We start from the raw sequence: 23,507 nt of genomic DNA, 5'->3' as shown, positions 1-23,507 counted from the left end.
GTTTGCCGAGATTCTAGCTTAGGCGCTGTATAAATTCCTTTCCGCTGGGTTTGCAAATCCAGGGAGTCGAAGCTAGTGATTGAAGGCGCTCGAAAAGAAGGGTTTAGGGCTTCCATCCGCCGGGATGAAGAGTGTCTTAAAGCCCAACTTTGGCCTCATGGTTGTGGGGCGGTCTTATTCACGGAAACTCGGCGGTCTCGAGTTTTGGCCCTGAGTTTTTCCTCTTGGTTGCATCCGTGAAGGGCATTTTCTGGTTCTGTAATTCGTTCAGAGGGAGATCAACGTGGCCTACTCAGCAACCCAATCCAAAAGCGGCTATCAAGCCGGGGTGAAGGATTACCGACTCACCTATTACACTCCCGACTACACACCTAAGGATACCGACGTCTTGGCCTGTTTCCGAGTTACCCCTCAACCGGGCGTTCCTCCCGAAGAGGCGGGGGCAGCCGTGGCGGCTGAGTCTTCGACGGGCACCTGGACAACGGTATGGACCGATTTGCTTACTGACTTGGATCGGTACAAAGGCCGCTGCTATGACATCGAGCCGGTTCCCGGCGAAGACAACCAGTACTTCTGCTTCGTCGCCTATCCGCTGGATCTGTTCGAGGAAGGCTCGGTGACCAACATGCTCACCTCGATTGTGGGCAACGTTTTTGGCTTTAAGGCCCTAAAGGCGCTGCGGCTGGAAGATGTGCGGATCCCGGTGGCCTACCTGAAAACCTTCCAAGGCCCTCCCCACGGCATTCAGGTGGAGCGGGATAAGTTGAATAAGTATGGCCGTCCGCTGCTGGGCTGCACCATCAAACCCAAGTTGGGCCTTTCTGCCAAAAATTACGGGCGGGCCGTGTATGAAGCTCTGCGGGGCGGCCTGGACTTCACCAAAGATGACGAAAACATTAACTCCCAGCCCTTCCAGCGCTGGCGGGATCGCTACTTGTTCGTGATGGAGGCTGTCCACAAGGCCCAAGCGGAAACCGGCGAGATCAAGGGCCACTATTTGAACGTGACGGCGCCCACCTGCGAAGAGATGTTCAAGCGGGCCGAGTTTGCCAAGGAGTTGGGCGCCCCTATCATCATGCACGACTACTTGACAGCTGGCTTCACTGCCAACACCAGCTTGGCCAAGTGGTGCCGGGATAACGGCATTCTGCTGCACATTCACCGGGCCATGCACGCGGTGATCGACCGGCAGAAGAACCATGGCATCCACTTCCGGGTGTTGGCCAAGTGTTTGCGCATGTCCGGTGGCGACCACCTGCACTCCGGTACGGTGGTGGGCAAGCTGGAAGGCGACCGCGCCATTACGATGGGCTTTGTGGATCTCATGCGGGAAAACTACGTAGAGGCCGATCGCTCCCGCGGCATTTTCTTCACCCAAGATTGGGCTTCCATGCCAGGGGTGATGCCGGTGGCTTCCGGTGGGATCCACGTTTGGCACATGCCGGCGCTGGTGGAAATCTTCGGCGACGACTCGGTGCTGCAGTTTGGCGGCGGAACCTTGGGACACCCCTGGGGCAACGCGCCGGGCGCAACCGCCAACCGGGTGGCCTTGGAAGCGTGTATCCAAGCTCGTAACGAAGGTCGAGATCTGGCCCGCGAAGGCAACGACATTATCCGGGAAGCAGCCAAGTGGTCGCCAGAGCTGGCGGCTGCCTGCGAGCTGTGGAAGGAAATCAAGTTCGAGTTCAAGGCCGTCGACACTCTCTAGAGATCTGCTGGGGGCAGGGGATCCCCACGGCTCTCTTGCCCTACTGGCTCCCTCCCTGGATCGGCAATGGATCTGAAACAGATCGCCAAAGACACCGCCAAGACCTTGATCAGCTACCTGACTTATCAGGCGATGCGCACGGTGCTGGCCCAACTGAGCGAAACAGATCCCCCCAGGGCTCTTTGGCTACAGCAGTTCTCCGCTCGGCAAAACCTTCAGGATGGGGAAGCCTACCTGCGGGCTTTGCTGGCTGAGCGTCCTGAGTTGGCCTATCGCATCATGACCGTTCGTGAACACATTGCTGCGGAGGTGGTCGATTACCTGCCGGAAATGGCCAAAGCCGGCATCCAGCAAGCCAACATGGAGCACCGCCGCAATCATCTAGAACGGATCACCTCAGCAACAGGATCCCTACCCGTTACCCACCCGGAAGCGGGATCCCCCCCACAAAACCCTAGGCTCGAAACGGAGTGACACCGATCATGCAAACCTTACCGAAAGAGCGCCGCTACGAAACCCTCTCCTATCTGCCGCCGCTGACGGATCTGCAGATCATCAAACAGGTGCAGTACATCTTGGATCAGGGCTACATCCCGGCCATAGAGTTCAACGAATCGTCTGAGCCGACGGTTCGCTACTGGACGCTGTGGAAGCTGCCCCTGTTCAGCGCCACTTCTCCCCAGGAGGTGCTCAGTGAGGTGCAGGCTTGCCGCAGCGCCTACCCCAACTGCTTTATTCGCGTGGTGGGGTTCGACAACATCAAGCAGTGCCAGGTGCTCAGCTTCCTGGTCTACAAGCCCAGCGGCCTGCGCTAAGGGAGCTCTGGTCAGCGAAAGGGGAGAGCTTCTCCCCTTTTGGTCAAGCCTCCTGGCTTGACTTCTTTGTATGGCCGTTCTCGGTGGCACGGCAATAGAGACCGTGGTTCGGTAATGGTCATGTACAACGTTGCCGTCAACGGGCAACCGGGGTTGGGAACCAGCCTCGTTGGTCTCGGATGTTGCAGCACTCCTTCAGAGACCTGCGGGTCTATGAAGCAACTGGGACAGAGGAAGGGACAAAAACCTCACTGTTAAGGGGATGGGGCACTAGAAACCCCATCTGCCTATACGGTGGGGTAGTTCATGGTGACCCTATTTCTAGGATCCGATGCCCATAAGGGATCCCAGCCCTACCGCCAGAAGAGCGGCCAAAGTTGTTTGAATGCCGTTCACGACTTCGTTGGTCATCCAGGCCAAACGGGGTTGTAACACCACTCCCATCCAGCTTTCCGCCAGGGTGGCCAGGATCCCAGCCAGCCAGCAGATGCCCAACCAAAATGGGCTTTCCCCCACCCACTCCCCGCCAATCCCCCAGGCCAACCCGGCCATCCCTGCCGCTGCCGCCACCCCCGCCAGGGATCCCTCTAGGCTCACGGCTCCTTCTGTGCCCGCCGGCACGGACTGGAAGGTGGTGATTAAGAAGGTCTTACGGCCATAGGCTTTCCCCACCTCGCTGCTGACGGTATCGGCCAATTTCGCTGCAAAGCTGGCGCTGTATCCCAACCACCACAGGGGATGCGGGAAGAAAGCGTATCCCACCGCACATCCTGCCCCGGTTAAAGCGGATCCCCAGACGTTCTCCGGCCCTCGCGCCCCCTCTCGCTTTTCGGCGATCCCCTGCGCCTGCTTGCGCCGGATCCCCAGTTTGGTTACGGCTGTTCCCACTAAAAAATAGGCAGCTACCACCGCGTAGCCCCGCCCCCCCAGCCCCCCCCACACCAGCAGGCCCAGCAGGCCCGCGTGGATGACCCCTGCTCGCGTCAAAGCCTTCTGAGGGCTCAGCAGACCCAGCACCACCAGAGCCAGGTTGAGCCAGAGTGCCACCCCCCACTGACTCAGAAGCCACGCCTGCCACATATACCCTTAAACTTTAGCCACAGCAATTTGGCCAGATAATCCTCAGCACAAGCACCAATATAGCAATCCGTGTTAAATCGCAAAAAAATCTTTTATCGACTAAATGCCTCTCCCTGTAAACGTGCCGGTCAAATCTCCCACCACCCTCCTGTTCCTCTTAGAAGGAATCACCACCCGGCCTTCCCTTGTCTATCCTCTCCCTGAATTCCTGAGAATCTTATCCCCTATCACCTTCGTATGCTCTTCTTGCCAACTCTCTGGTAATGCCTCTGCTTGGGTAATATCCTGCTTTGCCCTGCTGTGATTCTAAACACTAACGGCTTCCCCAAACCATCCACACTCACATGGATCTGAGTGCTGTATCCACCTCGACTCCTCCCCAAAGCTTGCTCCCCTTTTTTTGCGGCTGCCCAGGGGTGAGCACGAACGACAGTTGAGTCAAGGATAAGATGCTCTAAGTCAGGGTCTTTCCCAAACTCCCAAGCAACTCCAGCGATGGAATCTCTGGTGTATCATTTTCCATATCTTTTTGGGAGGTAGCGCCACGGGGATCCAGAGCGAGCTATTACAGCAGGCCTTGGATAAACTGTTTGCATCCTGCCTCTTTGCCGATGTGGATCTGGATTCTGTTTTCAGGAAAGCTATAATTTTTTGCTATTTTATTTGCTGTGATCTGCAGCAAGATAACTCATCAGACCTTACCCAAAAACTGTCCCTATCATAACTAAATGCAAAAAACCTAACGACTACACCTTTTGCCGTTCAACTGGGATCTTCAGCCAACGGCTTAGTTCCGAGGCCAACCACTCCAGCTCTGGCTCCTGCAAAGGGATCCCCGCTCCCAACTCGTATTTGCGGTTGCCCGCCCAGATGTTCAACTGTGGGCTTTGGCGTGGGATCAGCTCTAGCCGGCCAATATCCCATCGCCGACTGGGGGGAACTCTGCGAAAGCGCAGGCCAAACACCTCGTGAGCCAGGCGAATGTATTCTGTGTCGATCCGTAGGTGGACTTTGCCGAATAGACCGTAGAGGATCCTGCCCACCATCTCCAACCCCACCGTCCAGAAGGGCAGCATGAATAGGCCAAACACCAGATTGGCCGGAAAAGGCGCATGCCCAACCGATATGATCGTGAAAAAGGTGATGAAGGAGTTCCAAGCGATGGCGAAAGGCAGCAACACCAAAACACCGATTTGCCGGGCCGGGATCACCACCTGAAAGGTCTGTTCGGACTTGTGCAGTTGAATCCGGCTGCCTGCTGGCTGTCGAGTAGGGACTGCTGCCGCGTCTGAGGGAGTCAAGGCGGGACGACGATCCAAATGCTCCAGCGCCTCCAGGGCCTGCCGGGCGGAAGCAGGGCGATCCGCCACCACAGGTTCCGTCATCCACCGCAGCCAGTCGCGAAAGGGCGGGCTCAGGTGCACCGCTTGCTCGAACGCAATCCGGGCTCCCTCCTGGGGCAGATCCGCCGGGTGTTGGCCGGTGAGCAGGTGGATTAGGGTGGCACCTAAGCTGTAGAGATCGGAAGCGGGCACGGTTCTGCCGCCAAATTGCTCTAGGGGCATGTAGCCGTAGCTGATACATTTACGCTGAACACTGCTGAACATCACTGTTCAACTATGCAGCGATAGCATTCTGTTTGTTTCCAAACAGAATGGCGGTATCCCGCAAAGCTTTGAGTAGAATACCCAAAGCGCAGTTTCCGTGTCGTCTTACTACCAATTTTCTGCTTTGCTTTGGCTACCATGTTGGCAGACTCGAAAGTAAACAGAAAGATCAACTGGTAGTAATCCGTACTGAACATATTATACATTATTTTCAGTATAGTTGAGCTTATTATTGACTAGAGTCATGCTCCCCACCACGGTGTAGGATCCCTGCTCCCGTGGAGCAGCCGCCTGAACCGAGCCAAAATCCACTAGGTACACCTGCTGGTCGGATCCCAAGAGAATGTTGCTGGGCTTGAGATCCCGGTGAATGACGGGGGGATGGAGTTCGTGCAGGTAGACGAGAATGCGCAGCAACTTTTGCGCCAGATCCCGCACCTCCGGCTCGGCAAAGCGCCGCCCTTGCTCCATCCACTCTTGCAAAGAGGGGGCGTCGATGTAGGTTTGCACCAGGGCCAGGCCCCGTCCTCCCTCTAGGCTGATCTCGAAGTGGTCGCGGTATTCAGGAATGGCTGGATGGGAGAGGGTCTGCAGGATCTGGGCTTCCCGCTCGAACAGCTTCAGGTCGGCCCAATCGAAGTCTGGCCCGAAGAGCAGCAGCTTGATCACCACCTGCTCCGAGGTGAGCAAATCCTGGGCCAGATAGGTGTGTCTGCCGCTGCGCTTGCTCAATCGCCGCTCTGGTCGATAGCGCTGGTGCCAAATTGGACGCTCTGGAGTCATACCCCCTCCTCAGGTCCGACCCTGCTGGTTGCTTCAGCTTTAGCTTATCCTTGTCCCTTTTGGATCCCTGCCGCCGCGCCTCTCAAAAAGCGATTAGAGTGAGTGAAGAGATGTAAAGTAAGCTCTCAGGTTATATGGCCTCGAACCTGAAGATTCAAAAAATCCTCTATGTGCGGCTGCCCTGCAACCCCATTTTTCCCATTGGGGTGGTTTATTTGGCCGATCATGTCCACAAGCTGTTCCCCCAAGTTGAGCAGCGCATCTTCGATATGGGCACCTTCCCGCCCTTGGATTTTCGCCGCCGCATGCTGGAGCAAATCGATCAGTTTCAGCCGGATTTGCTGGTTTTCTCTTGGCGGGATATTCAAGTCTATGCGCCGGTGAACGGGCGGGCCGGCAATCTACTGCAACACTCTTTTGAGTTTTTCTACGCCCGCAACCCCCTGAAAAAATTGCGGGGATCCCTGAATAGCCTCAGGCTGGTGCTGGCCTACTATGGCGAGATTTGGCGCAACACCCGGCTGGTCTGGCAGGGGATCCGCAGAGCCAGGCGCTACAAACCTCACGCTGAAGCGGTGCTGGGAGGTGGGGCAGTCAGCGTCTTCTACGAACAATTGGGCCGCTATCTGCCCCAAGGCACCATCATCTCGGTGGGGGAAGGAGAAACGCTGCTGGAAAAAGTCATCCAAGGACAAAGCCTTGCTGCAGAGCGTTGCTATCGGGCCAAGCTGGAGCAACCTCGCCCAGGTTTGATCCACGAGCCGCCCCAACCTCTGCAAAAAACCGCCTGTGATTACACCTACATCACCGCCATTTAGCCAGAAATTGACTACTACTTAGAAGGGGGCGACTTTTACATTGGGGTACAAACCAAGCGCGGCTGCCCCCACAACTGCTGCTACTGCATCTACACCGTCATCGAAGGCAAGCAGGTGCGCCTCAACCCTGTGGATGAGGTGATCCGAGAAATGATGCAGTTGTACGAGCGAGGAGTGCGAAACTTTTAGTTTACTGACGCCCAGTTTATCCCTGCCCGCCGCTACATTGAGGATGCGGTGGAATTGCTGCAGAAAATCCTTGATGCCGGCATGACCGATATTCGTTGGGCTGCCTATATTCGGGCCGACAACCTCACCCCAAAGCTGGCCGAGCTCATGGTGAAAACTGGCATGAGCTACTTCGAGATCGGCATCACCAGCGGATCCCAGGAACTGGTGCGCAAAATGCGCATGGGCTATAACCTGCGCACGGTACTGGAGAGTTGCCGCTACCTCAAACAGGCAGGATTTAACGACCTGGTTTCGGTCAATTACTCCTTTAATGTTATCGACGAGCGACCGGAAACCATTCGGCAAACAGTACGGTACCATCGCGAGCTGGAAGCCATCTTTGGCCGCGACAAAGTTGAGCCGGCCATCTTCTTCATCGGCCTGCAACCCCACACTCATCTAGAAGATTTTGCTCGCAAAATCGGTGTTATCAACGACCGCTTTAACCCCATGCACATGACTCCTTGGACGGCGCGCAAACTGCTCTGGAACCCAGAACCCCTGGGATCCTTTTTTGGGGAAGTGTGTCTGGAAGCCTGGGATCGCAACCCCCATGATTTTGGCCGCGAGGTGATGGATATCCTGGAGCGTCGTCTTGGCCTGGCAGAGTTGGAAGAAGCCCTGAGCGCGCCTCTAACAGGGGTTTACGTGTCTTAGATCTTGGCCAGGCAGCCTCGCTGAACCGGGCAGGATATGCTGGTCCGAAAGGAGGGATCCCTGTTGGGGTAAGGTGGCTGGCCTTCGAAGGCAGCCGGTTCTCCCTCTGTTCTGCAACCAACTGCTCCCATGCCTACTCTGCCTGCTTCCCCCACCTACTACCAACAGCTGGGGCTTTCTCCCCAAGCCAGCCTGGAGGAGATCAAAGCTGCCTACCGCCAGCGGGCACGCGAACTGCACCCGGATCGGTTGCCTGCCGATATCCCCGCAGGGTTGCGGCAGTTGGCCCAGCGGGAGTTCCTCCAGCTACAACACGCCTACCGAGTTCTCAGCGATAGCCAGCAGCGTCGGGCTTACGATCTCAGCCTCATGTCCAAACCCTTGCCTCCTCATGCGCCGGTGCAGGTGGTGCTTGAGCCGACTGCGACCTCTGTCAGTTGGCTCGCCCTCTTGAGTGCTGGACTGATAGGGGCTGCTCTGTGTTTGGCGGGCTTGGCCCTTTGGAATGCCCTCAACCCGGCCCAAGACTTGGACGCAGCCGGCAGAGTGGCCCTCCAGGCTCCTGCCAACCCGGATCCCTCTCCCTCGCCCAGGCCAGACTCCGGATGGGATGGGGATCTGCCCGCAACCTCTTCAGAGACGATGACCTCGGCCCCGGCTAGTCTTTCTGAAGCCACCTCTCCACCTTCTTCTGAGCAGATTGACCGCTTTGCCCGCACCCTCCTGGCGGTGCAACCTCTTCTGGAGAGCACCCAAAATCGCCTCCAACAGGCCAACAGCAGCGAGGAACGTCGGCAAATCGAACAACAGTTTGAGGCTGCTGCTGCCGAGATCATCGTCGCCCATCAACTGACCCCAGAGGACTATCAGCGCATCTCCGCCAGTGCCCAATCAGATCCGCAGGTGGCAGCCGCCATCACCGCAGCCGTGCGCCGTTGGAGGTCTCCGTCGCGCTAGCGGGACAGGGCCCTTGCGGCCAGCCGTGGAGAAAACACCTCGTAGATGACGGTCAAAGGCTGGCCCCTGTGCAACAAAAGATAATGCCTAGCCCAGAAGGGACCGGGACACTGCAGCAGCCGGGCAACCGGGTCTGCCTCGCCGTGGTAAAGGCCGCGCAGCTCGCGAAAGGTCTCCAGTTTTTCTTGGATCAGATTTTGGCCGATGGGCCGATCGGGATGGGGCAAGTATTGAACCAGATGTTCGGAGTTCCACCAAGAGGTGGCATAGAGCAAGGGCTGTTGAGAGGTTACTCCGCACAGCCAAACCCGCCGCCGCATCAAAGGGGATCCCAGCCGCCCCAAATCTCTGGCCAGCTGTTGCATGGACTTGGGGGCAGTGCCCTGCTCTGCCTGTAAATCAACCCGGCCCGTGTCCAGCAGATGAGCCTGAATCGGCTCTTGGATCAAGGCAGCAAGATTACGGGTGGTAAAGCCATCCCCCAAAAGCAGCAAGCGCAACAGGGGATCCACCTGCACCAGCTCAGGCTGTACCGGGTCTGGCTCCCCCTGCCAATGCAGCTGTAGAGGCCACCAATCGCCTTGGCCAGAGGAGACATTGCCCAAAGAGCCATCTGCAGAACGGAGAGCAGCGCTCCAAGGGGATCCGGCAGCGGCGGCATGGCAGGTGAGGGGAGAAGGGGAAAGTTCCAAGGCGGCGGTTCAGTTGTTAAGTTCTGTATCGCCCCTAGTCTAACCCACCCACCGTCTCTGCTCCGAGGACTTTCGTGACATACTCCGGCACTCATGCTGATGCACAGAGGGCGGGGCTTCCCGGCGGTCTAGCTAACTCGTGCCCGGCTGAACCAACAGCCGCACCACCCAGGGGACGACCACGACGACACTGATCAGGCGTGCCAAGTGCATGACCACCACTGTGCTGGTTTGGGCTCCCATGTCCAGGGCTATCAGGCTCATGTCGGAAATGCCTCCTGGAGCTGTGCCCAAGATGGCAGTCAAGCGCTCGATCCCCAGCCAACGGGAGATCAGGTACCCCGACAAGACCCCCGTGCCCACCGCAATCACTGTACAGAGCAGGGCCGGTCGCCACAGATCTTTCAGGGCCAGAAGCGTATCGGCAGTGAGCTTAGTACCCAAAAGAATGCCCAACACCACCTGCATGGCAAAACGGATCCCGGCTGGGGGAGCGGGAATTGGGATCGCTCCCCAGACATTCACCAAACCCACCGCCACCATGGAGCCCACCAGTGCTCCCGCCGGAAGCCTCAGCTTGACCCCGATCAGGGCGCCGGCCAGCCCGATCAACACCGTCCAGAGATAGCTCATCATTTGGGCTTAGCTTTGAGAAAAGAGGAACGCCGTGAGTCCGGGCTTGGCCCAACCCCTCTACGGCACTGGGCACAGACGCCGTAGAAGTCAAGCACATGGTACTCGATCGCAAATTGGTATCGGCTGGAAAGCTGTGCCTCCAAATCTTCCACCGGACAATCGGGCAAAGGCACCACCCGCCGACATTCGGTGCAGATCAGGTGGTGGCGGTTGTGGCCATTGCTGGGCAGAACCTGGTAGTAGGTCTGCTGGTCTCCCAAGTTGACCGCCTGCAGCTTGCCCTCATTGCGCAGAGCATCCAAAACTCGGTAAACCGTGGCCAGACCGACGGTGTGGTTGGCATTGCGCAACTCCAGAAAGATCTCTTGCGCCGAAAGGGGTTGTGAACGATGCTCTAGCACCTCCAGAATCAATTTCTGGTTGCGGGTCTGGCGGGAAGAAGACATGATCCCTTCGTGTAGGTCGTTCTTGGGGGTCAACGCTCAGCGTCTGCCTCAGCTTTCATGCGCTCTAGGGTCTGGTGCATCTGGTCAAACATTTGGGTCAGGGAGAGCCCAAACCCCCCAAGCTGAGTTTGCAGTTGTTTGATGGTCATTTGAGCCATAAAGTCGTCGGAGAGTTCCAGCCGCTTCATGAAAATGCGCTGGCGCTCCAGCAACTCCTCCATCTGTTCGATGAAGATTTTTTTGCCTTCCCGGTCGAATTGGCCGTACCGTTGACCAAGCTGCATCAGGTTTTGGAAATCCTGAAACAGTTGCTTGGCTTCCTCTTGGACGATCTCAGAGTCGAAGAAGCTCATGGCCTTCCGTTTGCCCTGAATAAACTGCATTGGGTATACCCATCCTATCCGAATCCGATTGCCTCAGCAGGAGGCAACCCCTCCTGCGAGTACGGGATCCCGCCCTTCTGGCTCAGGATAGACTCTGGCTTGTTTGCCTCGGTGTCCGGTATGCTTCCGTTTCCTTGCGTTAAGGCTTACACTCAGCCGGCTGTGGCCCGGCGGTGGTGCGAACGGGTGCAGGGATCCCGACCTCTGTTTCTGGCCTGCTTGGGGTTTACCGAAACGGCTCTTGTTCCGGGCATTTCGGCTGCCGGCGCTACCCCCTCCTTGCGTCGCTACACAGCTCTTGCCGATGGGGAAGTGTTGCTGGCGGGCCATTCTCACCGCTTGCCCACCTCTCCGGATGGCTATCCTTCCCCAGTGGTGATCAGCTGCGCCATCCTGAGGGAGTTGGGGATCCCGTGCCGAGTGTTCGATTGTGGCTTGCCGGAACCTTTGCCGGGGGCAGAAATGGTGAGCTCTGGGGGAGTGGCCCGCTGCTTGAGCACAGGACAGGCTCTGTCTTTGGAGCAGGTGGGATCCCTGTGGCAAGAAGGGTACGACCGGGGATCCCGGCTGGAGCAAGGCTACTGTGTGATTGGGGAGTGTGTGGCAGGGGGCACCACCACGGCGCTGGCGGTGTTGTTGGGACTGGGGTGGGCAGCAGAGGGCATGGTAAACAGCAGCCACCCGGTCTGCAACCACGCCCAAAAGCTGGCCTTGGCCCGGCAGGGATTGGCCCGTCTGCCAAGGGGAGCTTCTGCTGCTGAGGTGGTAGCGGCAGTGGGGGATCCCATGCAGCCCTTTGTGGCCGGGTTGGCGATGGGCGCAGCGCAACGGGGAGCGGTGCTGCTGGCGGGGGGAACCCAAATGTTGGCGGTGCTGGCCTTGATGCAGCGCTGGGGGGAAGAGCAGGGGATCCCTTGGCCCCCGGAGAACGTGGTGGTGGGAACCACCCGCTGGGTGGCAGAGGATCCCTCGGGCAATACGGTGGCCTTGGCAGAGTTGTTGGGGGTTGCTCCCCTTTTGGCCACCCAACTAAGCTTTGCCAATAGCCGCTATCTGCCTCTACAGGCTTACGAGCGGGGCTATGTCAAGGAAGGGGTGGGGGCGGGTGGGCTGGCCATTGCCAGCAGCCTTTACGCCGGTTGGGGCCAAGCGGAGCTGTTGGCAGCAGTTGAGCGCAGCTACGAACGCCTGGTGCTTCAGGCCGGCTCCAAGGGGGCCATGGTCAACCCCTCCCGCAGCAATTGCTGATGGTAGAGCTCCGCCTGTTCTTGAGGGCCGACCCAAACAACTGCTTGCCCTTCGGCATCCACCTGCACGGTCAGTTGCCGCGCTAGGGGCAAAGTCATGCCGGGGATGTATTTCAGCAGACATTCCGTAACGTGCTGAAAGGTATTGAAATCGTCATCCAAGACGATCACCTTGAAGTGGGGGTAGGGCTGGCGAACCTGGGTTCTCGAGGGCGAGAACTGCTGAGCAGGTCGAGTTGGAGCTTCCGTAGTCATAGCAGAAGAGATCGACACAACTACCGAGTAACTTGGGTCTCTCAGGGGTGAGAAACCGGTCGCTTCTGATGATCTATCTCTATCTAGTTTCTAGTCTAATTGGCATCTTGTTGGCAGCTTGTGTCTGTATTCGGATCCCTTGTCGGTCGTTGGCGTCAGCGATAGAGCATGGTTCCTCTAAAGCTCTTCCCGCAGCGGGCGGCGGGGCTTTTGCCCGCCGAAGTGGCGCTCGAAATACAGGGCAGTGGCCCGGCGTAGAATCCCGGCTTGGGCAAGGGCCTGACACAGGGATCCCCCTGGCGGCAGGTGCTTCTGGATCTGTTCGATTTGGGTGGCACTGACCAATCCAGAAGCCTTGAGGTAGTCGGCCACGTGGCGTCCCCCTGCCAGTTGAACAGAGTAGCCCCCTTCGCTGAAAAATTTGACGGTCTCCGGCTTGAGGCCGCTGTGGTGGGCCAGCACATCTGTGAAAGTGCCCCCTGCCTTTTCCCAAGCGTGAATGACGGTTTCGATGCCGGCATTGTCGATCAGGCCAGCCGCCCGCAATTGGGTCAATACCCGCTGTACCCAGGGGGTAGCCCGCTGTAGAGCTTCCAAGTCCTCTTCCCCCAAATACTGCTGCGGGGGCAATTCGCTTTCTGGGGCACTCAGCTCGGCTGCCCAGTCGGCTATGGTCAGGGCCTTGAGATCCTCTGCCTCTGGCCGGGCTTTCTCTGGAGCTGGGGTCGGTGCAGCTGCAGGTGGGGAAGTTCGCCGGGCTTCGGCTACCGCTGCGGCTAGAGCACGGTTTTCCGCTTGGGCCGCCTGCAGTTGGGCCTGGAGCTGGCTCACTTGGGCTTGGGCTTCCTGCAAGCGATCTTGAGTTTCTCGCAGTTGGGCTTGGGTTTCTTGGAGCTGCACTTGCAGGCGGTGGGTGGCCTCGGCAGCTTCTTGGCGAACGTGGGCTAGGTCGGCAGTTAAGCGCTGTTTCGTGGACTGGGCCAGTTGGAGTTGATGTTGGTGCTCCTGCAGCGATTGGTTCAGGGCGGCCACTTGGGCTTCCATTTGCTGCAGAGTATGACGCAGGTGGGTTTGCTCTTGGAGCTGCTGTGCCTGATCCTGCTGTATCTTCTGCTGCTCCTGCAGTTGGGATCCCAGCTCTTGCAGCTTGTGTTTGGCTTGAGATTGCCATTCTGTCAGCTCGTGGCAGCGGCGACGTAGGATTTCCAGCTCTGCTTGGGCGGCTTGCAGTTGCGCGGATCCCTGAGTTTGCTGGGCTTGGAGTTGCTCCTCCAGTTCCCGAATGCGCTGTTGGGCAGCCTTTTGTTGTTCTGTCTCCTGTTGAATTTGGGCTTCCAATTGGGCAATGCGCTGCTGCTGCTCCTGCTGGCGGGCTTGATGGTCGGCAACCTGCTGCAGCGATTGTTCGACCAGGAGCTGTTGCTGCTGCCGCTGCTGCTCCAGTTGCGCTTCTAAGATGGCAATTTGCTCTTGGTAGCGCTCCAGCTGGGCTTTGTATTGCTGGGTAACTCTGTAGGTCTCTTGGGCTACCTGTAGAGGGGAGACATAAAGAGGGGGCTGATCGGGAATGGTGGACCACTGCTCCACCATCACCTCCCAACTGTTGGCAGCTCCTTTCTGGCGCCGCAGCCGCTGTTGCTTGTCCAAGGCCCATTCCAACCAGTGGGGTTGTACCCAGCCCTGCTGCACCAAGATCTCCCCCAGCTTGCGCTCCGGGTGCTGCCGCTGCTGAATCAGGGCCTGATGGATGTGCTCCAGCTCCAGATACCCATGCAGCATCAAGATCTCGCCGATACGCACCAGTTCGACCGGGATCAACGGATAGAGATCTTGGGGGGCAATCCAGCCGTGCTGCATACACAGCTCCCCCAACATCAAGGGGGTATCGGCCTTTTCCCACATGGCCTGAGCCAGTTGGGCGGGGGTGAGCAGTCCTGCTCGGTTGAGGGCTTCTCCCAAGCGGATCTCAAACTTTTCCTGCTCGATGGCGGTTGGGGTGGGGCTGGTCGGCGGATTCATTGGGCCTCTCGGACGGGAAGAGTAAGCTCTGCTACAACTATCGTAGTGGAAAATCTTTAGAGAAGTAGCATGCTGCAACCGAAACGCATTTTGTCAAGCCGAGGATCCACGGATTTTGCCGGAAGGTCGCTTTTTAAGTCCTAAGAGGGGCGCTGTTCTTGGCTTTGGGCAAACTGTTGCAGCCGCCGCAGCATCAGCAATTGTCCCAAGCCCAAGGGCAGGAGAGAGACGGCCTCTACCCGCAACTGCACCCAGCCGTTCCCCCACAGCCAGTCACAGTAGCCATCGGCTCCTCCCCACATCAGCAGGCGCAGCCGTTCCGGCAGCAGGGTTTCCACCTGGTGCATGATCGAGAGGGGGCCCCATTGGGCCGCAAAGGTGCTGCCCGGCTCCAGCCTTTCGGGAAGGGATCCCTGCAGTTGCTGGGGCCAGATCCACTGCTGCAACAATCCCACCTCTGTCAGACAGCGCTGCACGGTCGATGCACTGGCCTCGACTTCAACCCGGATGGTGGAGGATTGAAATGTCCCTAGCATATCCGTTCCGCGTGGGCGCTCTGGTGACCGGTGCCACGGTTCCCCCGGCGATGCGTAAACTACCCGACCCTGACTGCTTCGCAGTACAGGGCGGGCTTTCGGTAGCCCTGCAGTTGGCAAGCCAACCACGAACCTCTAGGCTGGTTTACAGCAGCCCCCAAAAGCGCAATCACATTCGCACCATTCAAATCCGCATCCCCTTCCCATCCACAGTGCCCACACTTGAACTGCTTCCCATTGCGGTAGGATTGCGCAGGGTCGGGATGAATGTGCAAACACCGGTGGCAGGTCTGCGACGTGTAGGCAGGCGGCACAAGAATCAGAGCAACCCCCGCACGCAGAGCCTTGTACTCCAAAAATTGACGGAGTTGATAAAACGCCCAACTGTTGGCCCTGCGCCGTTCAGTTTTACTGCGGGGTTGTTGGTTGATGCGCTCCCGGATCCCTGTCAAGTCTTCCAGAGCAAGAGCGCTGTTTGTCGCCTTTGCCCTAGAGACAATAGCTTTGGAGATGCGATGATTGACCCACGCCTGAAAGCGCCTCTCCTTGCCAGACAGCCGTTGCAACAGTTCTCTGCATCTGCGCCGCGAACTGCGGGTGCCCTTACTGGCTTTGCGTTGGAGTGCCGCCCTCAGCTTGGAGTAGTGGTCTCGGACTCGGTTCAACTGCTGTCCATTCCAGTTATCTCCTTCCGATGTATGAGCAATATCCGTCCTTCCCAAATCCACGCCCAGCACTCTATCCGTGCGTTGCGGTGGGCACGGTTCCGTTTCCACACAGATTTGAATGGAGTAGGAACCGTCTTTACGCTTGACCAGAGTGGCAGATTTGGGATTGGAGCCCGCCAGCCGTTCTCTCTGGTAACGGCCAATCGCCAGCTCAAAGCGCTCCCGACCCTCCACCGTGGTCAGCGACACCGACCAGTCTTTCTCGCGGAACGAAAAGATACGGGCATCGTAGGTCGCAAAGCCTCTCTTGAACGCTTTGACCGGACGGTTTTTCTGTTGGGCAACTTTACGGGCACCGGCCAGCCGTCTGCAGACCTGCTGAGCCAAGTTACTGGACAAGCCAAACCGAGCGCGAATCTGGTAATAGCAAAGGGACTGGAGTTTGACTGCGTTGACTACTTTTTCTGGTGTGTTTTGGTTGACCCAGTTCAACGCCTGCACAAAGGCATCGATTGTCGCATCCAACTTTGCGGCTTGCGACTGGGCTACCTTGAGCTTGCAGGAGACGGTCAGGACTTGGGTCATGATTCTATCGTAACTTCCGCATTCCTCCCGGCACTGACCCTACGGGTACAGTGCGGGGCTCCTGCGATTTCTAGCTGACTCTATTCTGGTCAATTTGTAGGGTTTGCCCACCCTTTCTCAGCAATCTTGTCTTTGAATCGTCCCCATTTGGTAGCCATCTTCGCCCAGAGCTTGGATGGAAAGATCGCAGCCCACCGAGCGCAGAGGCCCTCCTTCAGCAGCCCTGAGGACTATCGGCATTTGGAAACCCAAGCTGCTCAGCAACAGGCTTTGATCATGGGGGCAGCCACTCTGCGGGCCTACGGCACCAGTCTGCATATTCGGGATCCCGAGTTGATCCAACGCAGAACTGCTCAGGGCCTATCCCCCCAGCCTCTGACGATCATCTGCTCTGGCAGCGGAGATATTCCTGAGGATTTGCCGTTTTTTCGCCAGCCCCTCACCCGTTGGCTGTGGACAACTCCCAAGGGATCCCGGATTTGGCGGAACCGAACCGGCTTTGAGGACATCTGGGTGGCTGCCGATTGGGATCTGCCGGCACGGCTGGCCCGCCTGCGCAGCTTGGGCATTGAACGGGTGGGGTTGTTGGGCGGGGGGCGGCTTTTGGGGGCATTTCTCCAGGCAGGGGCCTTGGATGAGCTGTGGGTTACCCTCGCTCCGGTGCTGCTGAGTGGATATGCCGATGCGCCTGCCAGCATTGAGGGTTGGCAAGTGCAGGGATCCCCGCCCCAGTTGGAGCTGCTGGAATGCCGCCGTGGCTCCAAGGAGCTGTTTTTGCGCTACGGAGTTGAGTGGCCCTGAGAAATGCTCTATACAAACACAAAAATTTTTGGACAAATTCAGATTTCCCGGAAATCCACAGGTTTTCCCCAGACTTTCCACAGGCGGGTGGGCTGTTTTCCACAGGGCTTTTTCCTCGGGGGGCGGCATCGGGGGTTTCTGTGGAAAAGTGGAGGTCGGTAAGGTTCAGGCGACTACACCCTGAGAAACGTAACGGGATCGCGCCGTTTTTTCCGATCCCATCAAGGCCAATGGAGAGCTTTTGTCCTGTTGGATCCCTGGCTTGGGATTGACATCCCCCATAGGGCAGAGGGCAGAATAGCCCCACCTGAGGGCGAGTGGTGTGGAGATTTTCCCGAGCGCTCTCCTTAGAAAGAAAAGACTTCATCTGTTCTACGGCCCACGACAGGCTTAGGAACAGTTGTGCATGCCCTCCCTCCCATCCGCCGGGATAGGGGCAAGCTATGAACCTATATCGCTTGCTTTTCTGCTTGCGGGCCTGCTGAGGCCCCTAGCCTACCTAGGTTGGGTTTTGGTGTTGCGGGCTCGCTCTGTTCGGGCTGCCCAAGTTCTGGCTGTGGCCGCAGGTTTTGCGGGATGCCGTTTTCTCCCCTCTTGACCCCGAGTGAGTGGTTGGACTATGAGTTCTCACAGCGTTAGCATTTTGAGTGAAATTCCCGAGGAGCTGCATGACACCCTCCAAAACTACCTCTCCCGCCATCCCGACTGGGATCAGGATCGGGTGGTGACGGCAGCGCTCTCGTTATTCCTGCTCCAAAGCGGGGAGAGCGACCGGCGGGCGGCACGCATCTACTTGGACAGCCTGTTTCGCCGCAACTGAGCCCCAGGGATGGCCTGTGAAAAGTGGGGCAGTGGGAACCTTTTGTTAGCCTGAGTAGGGATCCTGTCCCACCGCTGTCATTTGGACACTGGGGGGAGGGCGCTAAGAAGTGAAAAGGATCTCAAAAGAGGCAAAAAAGAGCATGACTCTAGTCAATAATAAGCTCAACTATACTGAAAATAATGTATAATATGTTCAGTACGGATTACTACCAGTTGATCTTTCTGTTTACTTTCGAGTCTGCCAACATGGTAGCCAAAGCAAAGCAGAAAATTGGTAGTAAGACGACACGGAAACTGCGCTTTGGGTATTCTACTCAAAGCTTTGCGGGATACCGCCATTCTGGTTGGAAACAAACAGAATGCCATCGCTGCATAGTTGAACAGTGATGTTCAGCAGTGTTCAGCGTAAATGTATCAGGCAAAGACGTGCCACGGGGCTTTGGGCGAGGAAAAGACAACCGGCAAGCGGCTGAGTCACAGGATCCAGAGCGGGGATCCGAGATCCCATCCTCTTCGCAGGCGGCTCTGGCGTTGGTTCAACGCTACCGACAGGCGGGGGATCTGAAGACTGCTCTGCACCTCTGCCGGCAGCTTACCCGCACCCAGCCGCGTTTGTTCGCCGCTCAGGCGTTGCTGGGATCCCTTTATCTCCAGATGGGGGATCCCCGCCAAGCTTTGACCCCCTTGCAACTGGCTCTGCACCTGCGGGGGGATTGGGTGCCGGCCTGGCAGGATCTGGGCGATGCCTGGATGCAGCTTGGCAACCCAGAGGAAGCGGCGCGAGCCTACGAACAGGGCCTGGCCTTTGCCCCCGGTGATGGGCAATTGCTTTTCCGATTGGGCAGTTGTTGGCTCACCCTGGGGAAATTGGCCCAGGCAGTTGAGGTGTTGCAACAGGCAGCAGCAGCCCAGCCTCCCCAGGTTTATGCTCTGGCAGCTTTGGGGAATGCCCTGATGCTCGATGGCCAAGCTGAGGAAGCGGAAGGCTGGTTTCGCCAAGCTCTCGCCCTCGCACCCCAGGAGGGGCGAATTCTCGTTAACCTCGGCCACTGCCTGCACCTGCAAGATCGCTTGGAGGAGGCCGCCGATTGTCTGCAACGGGCCATCTTGCTGCTGCCGAGGGACGCCCAGCCCCACAACAACCTGGGCACCATCTTGCAGGAACAAAACCGGTTGGAAGCGGCCATTGAAGCCTATCGGCACAGCTTGCAGTTGGCCCCCCACTGGCCGGAGATCCACTACAACCTGGGCACGGCTTTGCTGACCCTGGGCCGCTACGAGGAGGGGTGGCGGGAATACGAATGGCGGCTGCAGCGACAAGGGGCGACCTACCCGCGCTTTCTTTCCCCTCTGTGGACGGGATCCCCTCTGGGCCGCCAGACCCTGCTGATCTGCGCCGAACAAGGGTTGGGGGACACGATTCAGTTTGTGCGCTACTTGCCGCTGCTGGCCGAGGCCCATCCCCAAGCGCAAATCTGCCTCCGCTGTCAGGGATCCCTTGTCGAGCTGTTCAGAGGGTGCTTCCCCCTTCCCCAGGTGCAGGTGATCTCGGAAACGGATCCCTTGCCCTCTTTCGATTGCCATCTGCCCTTGCTCAGCTTGCCGCAGCGGTTGGGCACCACTCTGGAGACGATCCCGGCCCGCATCCCCTATCTTGTCTATCCCGTTCATGCCGGCGGGCCGCAGATCCCTTTGAGCCTCTCCTGGCGGGAAGACTGGCCAGAGCTTTCCCAGGAGCGGATGAAGGTGGGGCTGGTGTGGGCCAGCGGCCGGCGTGCCCATCCTGAGCTCAACCGCGTACAAAGGCTGAAAAGTTGCCCTCTGGATCTGCTGCTCCAGCACTTGCATGTGCCTTCCATCCAGTGGGTTAGCCTGCAGGTGGGGGAAGATCTAAGGCCGCTGGGATCCCTATTGGAGCAGTACCAGGTGGTGGAGCTGGGATCCCGTTTCCGCAGTTTTGTCGATACAGCCGCAGCCGTTGCCCAGTTGGATCTGGTGATCAGCGTTGATACAGCCGTTGCTCATTTGGCCGGGGCGATGGGCAAGCCGGTATGGGTGCTGCTGCCCTTTGCCGCCGATTGGCGCTGGCTGCTCCATCGAGAAGATAGCCCCTGGTACCCCGGGGTAATGCGACTGTTTCGACAAAACACACCGGGAGACTGGGTTGGCGTGCTGAGGCGAGTCCAGGTTGCCCTCGAAGAGAAGTTGCGAGGGATCCCCTCTCAAGACCGTGCCTGTTCCTCCCCCTGAATGATGCGCTGAAATAGATAGCCGGTGCCTCGGGCCGTCAGGATCAGCTCTGGGTTGCTGGGGTCATCCTCCAGCTTGGCCCGCAGCCGCGAGATGTGGACATCCACCACCCGCGTATCCACATGTCGCTCCGGGGTATAGCCCCACACCTCTTGCAAAATCTCGGAGCGGGAAAAAGGCTCCCCCGACCGACTGACCAGCAGCTCCAGCAGACTAAACTCCATCCCCGTCAGGCGAATGCGTTCGTCCCGTTTGTAGACCTGCCGCTTGTTGGTATCGATGCGAATATCCCCCACTTGAATCACCCCGGAACTGGGGATCCCATCGTGGGCCGACCGCGCCACCCGGCGCAACACCGACCGAATGCGAGCTTCCAGCTCCTTGGGCGAAAAGGGCTTGACCACATAGTCGTCTGCCCCCAGCTCCAGCCCTGTGATACGGTCGGCTACATCTCCCAGCGCCGTCAGCATGATGATGGGGATGTCCGATTCTTTGCGCAGCTCCTGGCAGACCCCATAGCCATCCAGCTTCGGCATCATCACATCCAGCACCACCAGGTCGGGATCCTGCTTGTGGAAAACCTCCAGCGCCTCCTCGCCGTCCGAAGCTGTGACCACGTCGTATCCAATCATGGACAGACGGGTTTCCAAGATGCGTCGAATGCTGGCCTCATCATCGACCACCAGAATCCGTTCCTTACGCTGTGCTTCCACGGTGCTGCAACTCCTGAACTTCTAACGGTACTCGGTAAAAGAGAAATCTGAAAAAGAACTGAGGTGGGCGCTAACTTGAGTTGGGCGGATACAGGAACCTCAGGGGCTGCTCCACAGTTGGGCAGACTCACCGAGTGAAATTGAACACTCACAAGCAATCATCTGCAATTAACCAAAGCCGCACCCCAGGGATGCAGCTCCGGGAAACAAGCACCAAGCAGAAGGCCCTCTCAGCAGTCGATTCAATCTTGTTAAAAGCTCCAACTTCAATCCCACCTGATGATGCTGTCCAGTACCTGGTGCAAGGCACTCCTCCCCCCAAACCATTGCTCAAACCTGAGAGGCCTTCGTAAGAAGTTACTTTCCATAACCTAATTTATCATCCAAAATCGGCTGCCAACCCGCCTCGATGCTCTATTTTGCGGCTATTGGGCCGGACTTGATACATACCTTCACAACTTTTTCAGGCCGATGCCCATGTTTTGGGATGTCCCTCAGGAAAAGCCGGGGATCCTTGACCGTTTGCAGTGGAAACAGCATAGCAACTGGCCAATAGCTCGGCGGAACGGATCTCTCGATCCGTATGATGCTCCAAAACGCGCCGTAACAGACGTTCTGCTTCCAGCCAAGCAGCCAAAGGCAGGGAATCCTCCGGCAGAGGCAGTGTCGAGTTGGGCAGGGATCCCAAGGCACGCAAGGCAGAGGCTGAGACCCAGGCAATCGGGCTGGGCCGCTGGGCCACCCGGCAGGGATCACAGATCAAGCCACCCCATTGGGGGCTGAAAAAAACGCCGTCGACCAACTCCCCTTGACAGAAGTAACAAGCCTGCACCTGAGGGGCAAACCCTGCCAACGCCAGGAGGTGATACAACCCATGGGTGAGCAAGGGCAGAACGGCCTGTTCCGAAGCAGCCCGCTCGATGCGTTCCAAGTGTTCGACCAACACCACAAACAGCTCTTCCTGAGCTTGATCGGGCAAGGCCAACTGCAGAGCCACCTCCGCCAAATACTGCGCTGCCGTGAGATGGGCTAAGCTGAGGCTGAGGCGGGGAAAAGTCTGCAGGGTTTCCGCTTGGACGATGCGCTGTAGACGCTGGGAAGTCTCTGTTTGGGCAGACCAACGCCCCCGCACAATCAGCAAGTCGTTGATGACAAAAGGCTCCATCCGCCCGCCCAGCTTGGAAGGCTGCTTACGGGATCCCTTGGCCACCGCCCGGATCAACCCTTGCTCGCGAGTCAAGATGGTTACAATCCGATCCGACTCTCCCAGGGGGATCCCTTTCAGGTTGATGCCCGTAACCCGGTAAGTGCGGCCACTCATGGGGTTCCTCTGGCTTTCAGCTCTTGCATCAGCTCCAGCCCCCAAGAGGTGCCGATACGGCTGGCCCCCGCCTGGATCATGGCCTCTGCTTGAGCCACTGTGCGAATGCCGCCCGACGCTTTCACCCCCACTTTACCGCGGCTGAGTTGCCACAACAGTTGCACATCTGCCAGCGTCGCCCCCCCCATCCAGCCAGTGGAAGTCATCAGAAAAGCCGCCCCCGCATCGATACAAATCTCCCCGGCCAGCTTTTTCTCCTCCTCGGTCAGCAGAGCCGTTTCCAAAATGGCCTTGACGCAAACCCCCGTTTCTTCCACCAGTTGGGCAATCTCGGCATGGAGGCGATCCAGCTCTCCCGCCTTGAGCCAAGCCAAGTTGATGCGGACATCCAGCTCCCGGCACCCCTGCTCCACCGCCAGTTGGGCCTCGTAAAGCTTGGCCTCTGCAGTGGTTGTGCCCAGGGGAAACCCCACCACCGTGCTCACCTTGACCGGGGATCCATGCAGCCGCTCCACCACCCGCGGCACGTAGCAAGGAGGAACACAAAAAGTGGGGAAGCCATAGCGCAAGGCAATCTCACACCCCTGGTCAATCTGTTCTGGAGTAACCATCGGCAACAGCAGAGTATGGTCGATGTACTCCGCCAAATTGAGCGAGCTATCCGCTATGCCCTTGCGCTCCAGAGAGAGCATTGGTCGATCCCCCAGCACCCATCTTTACTCTAGCTTCAGTTTTCACCTGCAGGGATCCCCAAAGAGGGCTGAGCCTCTGGCCACAGCCAACCCACCAGGGCATCCCTTCGACCCCACAGTGTCCATTCCCTCGGCACAGCTCACACAGGCTGCTGCCCGATTGCGAGCCCTGATTGACTCGCGGGGGGGCATGGGTTAACTGTACTCAGGCACAAATGCGGGGCAAAGGGGCGGGCGCCGAGGTCACCTGCAGCAATCGGGGAATACGGCTGCTGTCGTAGATGCGAAATTCCTTTTCCAAGATGGCTTTTTCGTCGCGCACCGCCTGGTTCAACACAATGGATCCCTCTGGATCGGAGACGGAACGGTGAAAAGTGCCGGGAGGAATGCGCAAAATGCCTCGGTTCGCTTCCAGGCGCACAATATGGAAGGGATCCCTCCAGCTAAAATTCACCAGGTAAAACGTCCGTCCGCCCCATAGAGCCAGTAGGTTGTCCTCTTGGTGTGGATGCATATAAAACTGCCAATAGCCCTGAGGATTATTGGGGGGACTGATGGCCGGCCCATCGTGGTAAACCAAATCGCGGGCGTTGGATCGCGCAACCGTGATGTCGAAAAAGCGCACGCCGGGAGTATCTCGAAATTGATGGAATGGCAGCAGGGCAAACATGGATCTCGACATAGGGACACTTGACCAACGACAGGAAGATAAAGATGATTTCACACTGTTTCGCGTTATTTCGCAGTGTGAAGGGGAAGCTATGTCGTAGTTTAGTCAGGTGCGG

At 58.0% G+C, this 23,507-nt stretch carries 23 protein-coding genes and 3 pseudogenes; 10 read left to right on the top strand and 16 right to left on the bottom strand.

Going from position 1 to position 23,507, the window contains the following annotated elements; translation table 11 throughout:
• Window positions 1–283: 283 nt before the first annotated feature.
• The 3 genes from ACVWYY_RS05300 to ACVWYY_RS05290 all read left to right on the top strand — a co-directional run bounded on the left by ACVWYY_RS05300 (window position 284) and on the right by ACVWYY_RS05290 (window position 2,523).
• Window positions 284–1,708, top strand: coding sequence for a form I ribulose bisphosphate carboxylase large subunit (locus ACVWYY_RS05300; RefSeq protein WP_011434138.1), 1,425 nt, complete (start codon window positions 284–286; stop codon window positions 1,706–1,708).
• A 66-nt stretch (window positions 1,709–1,774) separates the two neighbouring features.
• The gene (rcbX, locus tag ACVWYY_RS05295; RefSeq protein ID WP_011434137.1) at window positions 1,775–2,182 is read left to right on the top strand and encodes a RuBisCO chaperone RbcX; all 408 of its coding nucleotides are present in this window, start codon (window positions 1,775–1,777) and stop codon (window positions 2,180–2,182) included.
• Window positions 2,183–2,190: 8 nt separating this feature from the next.
• Window positions 2,191–2,523 carry a ribulose bisphosphate carboxylase small subunit gene (locus ACVWYY_RS05290; protein ID WP_011434136.1) on the top strand — a complete coding sequence of 111 codons (333 nt, stop codon included), beginning with the start codon at window positions 2,191–2,193 and terminating at the stop codon, window positions 2,521–2,523.
• A gap of 321 nt (window positions 2,524–2,844) precedes the next feature.
• On the opposite strand, the gene ACVWYY_RS05285 is transcribed toward ACVWYY_RS05290, so the two are convergent.
• From ACVWYY_RS05285 to ACVWYY_RS05270, 4 genes and pseudogenes are all read right to left on the bottom strand, one after another.
• Entirely contained in the window at window positions 2,845–3,603 is a 759-nt protein-coding gene (locus ACVWYY_RS05285; RefSeq protein WP_457439801.1) for a TIGR00297 family protein, read from the bottom strand.
• 94 nt (window positions 3,604–3,697) lie between these two features.
• A pseudogene (locus ACVWYY_RS05280) lies at window positions 3,698–4,251 on the bottom strand (IS5 family transposase); the annotation flags it as partial.
• A gap of 98 nt (window positions 4,252–4,349) precedes the next feature.
• Window positions 4,350–5,210: a hypothetical protein gene (locus tag ACVWYY_RS05275; protein WP_457439799.1), complete on the bottom strand. Its 861-nt coding sequence runs from the start codon at window positions 5,208–5,210 to the stop codon at window positions 4,350–4,352.
• A gap of 198 nt (window positions 5,211–5,408) precedes the next feature.
• On the bottom strand, window positions 5,409–5,993 hold the full coding sequence (locus ACVWYY_RS05270) for a serine/threonine protein kinase (protein ID WP_457439796.1): 585 nt from the start codon (window positions 5,991–5,993) through the stop codon (window positions 5,409–5,411).
• A gap of 134 nt (window positions 5,994–6,127) precedes the next feature.
• Between ACVWYY_RS05270 and ACVWYY_RS05265 the strand changes: the two are divergent.
• Together ACVWYY_RS05265 and ACVWYY_RS05260 are read left to right on the top strand one after the other, a co-directional pair.
• Window positions 6,128–7,699, top strand: a pseudogene (locus ACVWYY_RS05265) (photosystem II high light acclimation radical SAM protein).
• Window positions 7,700–7,828: 129 nt separating this feature from the next.
• Window positions 7,829–8,656, top strand: coding sequence for a DnaJ domain-containing protein (locus tag ACVWYY_RS05260; RefSeq protein ID WP_414422383.1), 828 nt, complete (start codon window positions 7,829–7,831; stop codon window positions 8,654–8,656).
• Here ACVWYY_RS05260 and ACVWYY_RS05255 read toward each other — a convergent pair.
• The 4 genes from ACVWYY_RS05255 to ACVWYY_RS05240 all read right to left on the bottom strand — a co-directional run bounded on the left by ACVWYY_RS05255 (window position 8,653) and on the right by ACVWYY_RS05240 (window position 10,783).
• The gene (locus ACVWYY_RS05255; protein ID WP_457403769.1) at window positions 8,653–9,348 is read right to left on the bottom strand and encodes a chorismate pyruvate-lyase family protein; all 696 of its coding nucleotides are present in this window, start codon (window positions 9,346–9,348) and stop codon (window positions 8,653–8,655) included. The two genes, ACVWYY_RS05260 and ACVWYY_RS05255, sit on opposite strands and share 4 nt — an antisense overlap.
• Before the next feature lie 132 nt (window positions 9,349–9,480).
• Window positions 9,481–9,984: an AbrB family transcriptional regulator gene (locus ACVWYY_RS05250; RefSeq protein ID WP_414330730.1), complete on the bottom strand. Its 504-nt coding sequence runs from the start codon at window positions 9,982–9,984 to the stop codon at window positions 9,481–9,483.
• The gene (locus ACVWYY_RS05245) at window positions 9,981–10,430 is read right to left on the bottom strand and encodes a Fur family transcriptional regulator (RefSeq protein ID WP_414357549.1); all 450 of its coding nucleotides are present in this window, start codon (window positions 10,428–10,430) and stop codon (window positions 9,981–9,983) included. The genes ACVWYY_RS05250 and ACVWYY_RS05245 overlap by 4 nt, the downstream gene beginning before the upstream one ends.
• 29 nt (window positions 10,431–10,459) lie before the next feature.
• Window positions 10,460–10,783: a DUF1825 family protein gene (locus tag ACVWYY_RS05240; protein ID WP_011434128.1), complete on the bottom strand. Its 324-nt coding sequence runs from the start codon at window positions 10,781–10,783 to the stop codon at window positions 10,460–10,462.
• Window positions 10,784–10,933: 150 nt separating this feature from the next.
• Between ACVWYY_RS05240 and cobT the strand changes: the two genes are divergently transcribed.
• Complete coding sequence (gene cobT / locus ACVWYY_RS05235) at window positions 10,934–12,061, top strand: nicotinate mononucleotide-dependent phosphoribosyltransferase CobT (protein WP_041436788.1); 1,128 nt, start codon at window positions 10,934–10,936, stop codon at window positions 12,059–12,061.
• Here the strand turns inward: cobT and clpS are convergent.
• From clpS to ACVWYY_RS05215, 4 genes are all read right to left on the bottom strand, one after another.
• Window positions 12,010–12,315 carry an ATP-dependent Clp protease adapter ClpS gene (gene clpS, locus ACVWYY_RS05230; RefSeq protein WP_011434126.1) on the bottom strand — a complete coding sequence of 102 codons (306 nt, stop codon included), beginning with the start codon at window positions 12,313–12,315 and terminating at the stop codon, window positions 12,010–12,012. The two genes, cobT and clpS, sit on opposite strands and share 52 nt — an antisense overlap.
• A 177-nt stretch (window positions 12,316–12,492) precedes the next feature.
• Entirely contained in the window at window positions 12,493–14,334 is a 1,842-nt protein-coding gene (locus tag ACVWYY_RS05225) for a hypothetical protein (RefSeq protein WP_457403773.1), read from the bottom strand.
• Window positions 14,335–14,474: 140 nt separating this feature from the next.
• Entirely contained in the window at window positions 14,475–14,870 is a 396-nt protein-coding gene (locus ACVWYY_RS05220; RefSeq protein WP_457403774.1) for a hypothetical protein, read from the bottom strand.
• 59 nt (window positions 14,871–14,929) lie between these two features.
• Window positions 14,930–16,123 carry an RNA-guided endonuclease InsQ/TnpB family protein gene (locus ACVWYY_RS05215; protein ID WP_457403776.1) on the bottom strand — a complete coding sequence of 398 codons (1,194 nt, stop codon included), beginning with the start codon at window positions 16,121–16,123 and terminating at the stop codon, window positions 14,930–14,932.
• A 126-nt stretch (window positions 16,124–16,249) separates the two neighbouring features.
• Here ACVWYY_RS05215 and ACVWYY_RS05210 point away from each other — a divergent pair, with 126 nt between their 5' ends.
• The 4 genes and pseudogenes from ACVWYY_RS05210 to ACVWYY_RS05195 all read left to right on the top strand — a co-directional run bounded on the left by ACVWYY_RS05210 (window position 16,250) and on the right by ACVWYY_RS05195 (window position 19,996).
• Window positions 16,250–16,924 carry a RibD family protein gene (locus ACVWYY_RS05210; RefSeq protein ID WP_457439792.1) on the top strand — a complete coding sequence of 225 codons (675 nt, stop codon included), beginning with the start codon at window positions 16,250–16,252 and terminating at the stop codon, window positions 16,922–16,924.
• 619 nt (window positions 16,925–17,543) lie between these two features.
• Window positions 17,544–17,744 carry a DUF2811 domain-containing protein gene (locus ACVWYY_RS05205; RefSeq protein ID WP_041436785.1) on the top strand — a complete coding sequence of 67 codons (201 nt, stop codon included), beginning with the start codon at window positions 17,544–17,546 and terminating at the stop codon, window positions 17,742–17,744.
• Between the two features lie 194 nt (window positions 17,745–17,938).
• A pseudogene (locus ACVWYY_RS05200) lies at window positions 17,939–18,122 on the top strand (hypothetical protein); the annotation flags it as partial.
• Window positions 18,123–18,172: 50 nt separating this feature from the next.
• Complete coding sequence (locus ACVWYY_RS05195; RefSeq protein WP_457439790.1) at window positions 18,173–19,996, top strand: tetratricopeptide repeat protein; 1,824 nt, start codon at window positions 18,173–18,175, stop codon at window positions 19,994–19,996.
• Here ACVWYY_RS05195 and rpaB read toward each other — a convergent pair.
• The 4 genes from rpaB to ACVWYY_RS05175 all read right to left on the bottom strand — a co-directional run bounded on the left by rpaB (window position 19,969) and on the right by ACVWYY_RS05175 (window position 23,392).
• Entirely contained in the window at window positions 19,969–20,709 is a 741-nt protein-coding gene (gene rpaB / locus ACVWYY_RS05190; RefSeq protein WP_414329445.1) for a response regulator transcription factor RpaB, read from the bottom strand. The genes ACVWYY_RS05195 and rpaB overlap by 28 nt on opposite strands.
• A gap of 463 nt (window positions 20,710–21,172) precedes the next feature.
• On the bottom strand, window positions 21,173–22,030 hold the full coding sequence (gene recO / locus ACVWYY_RS05185) for a DNA repair protein RecO (RefSeq protein WP_457439788.1): 858 nt from the start codon (window positions 22,028–22,030) through the stop codon (window positions 21,173–21,175).
• Window positions 22,027–22,722, bottom strand: a complete 696-nt coding sequence (gene deoC, locus ACVWYY_RS05180) for a deoxyribose-phosphate aldolase (RefSeq protein ID WP_414380898.1) — start codon at window positions 22,720–22,722, stop codon at window positions 22,027–22,029. Before deoC ends, recO begins: the two co-directional genes overlap by 4 nt.
• A 205-nt stretch (window positions 22,723–22,927) precedes the next feature.
• A complete protein-coding gene (locus ACVWYY_RS05175; protein ID WP_414343843.1) occupies window positions 22,928–23,392 on the bottom strand; it encodes a redox protein in 465 nt (154 codons plus the stop codon).
• Between the last annotated feature and the right edge of the window lie 115 nt (window positions 23,393–23,507).

The sequence above is a fragment of the Thermostichus sp. MS-CIW-34 genome, from assembly GCF_054060435.1.
The sequence above is the reverse complement of the archived record's forward strand: the minus strand, read 5'-3'. Positions and strand labels throughout refer to the sequence as shown.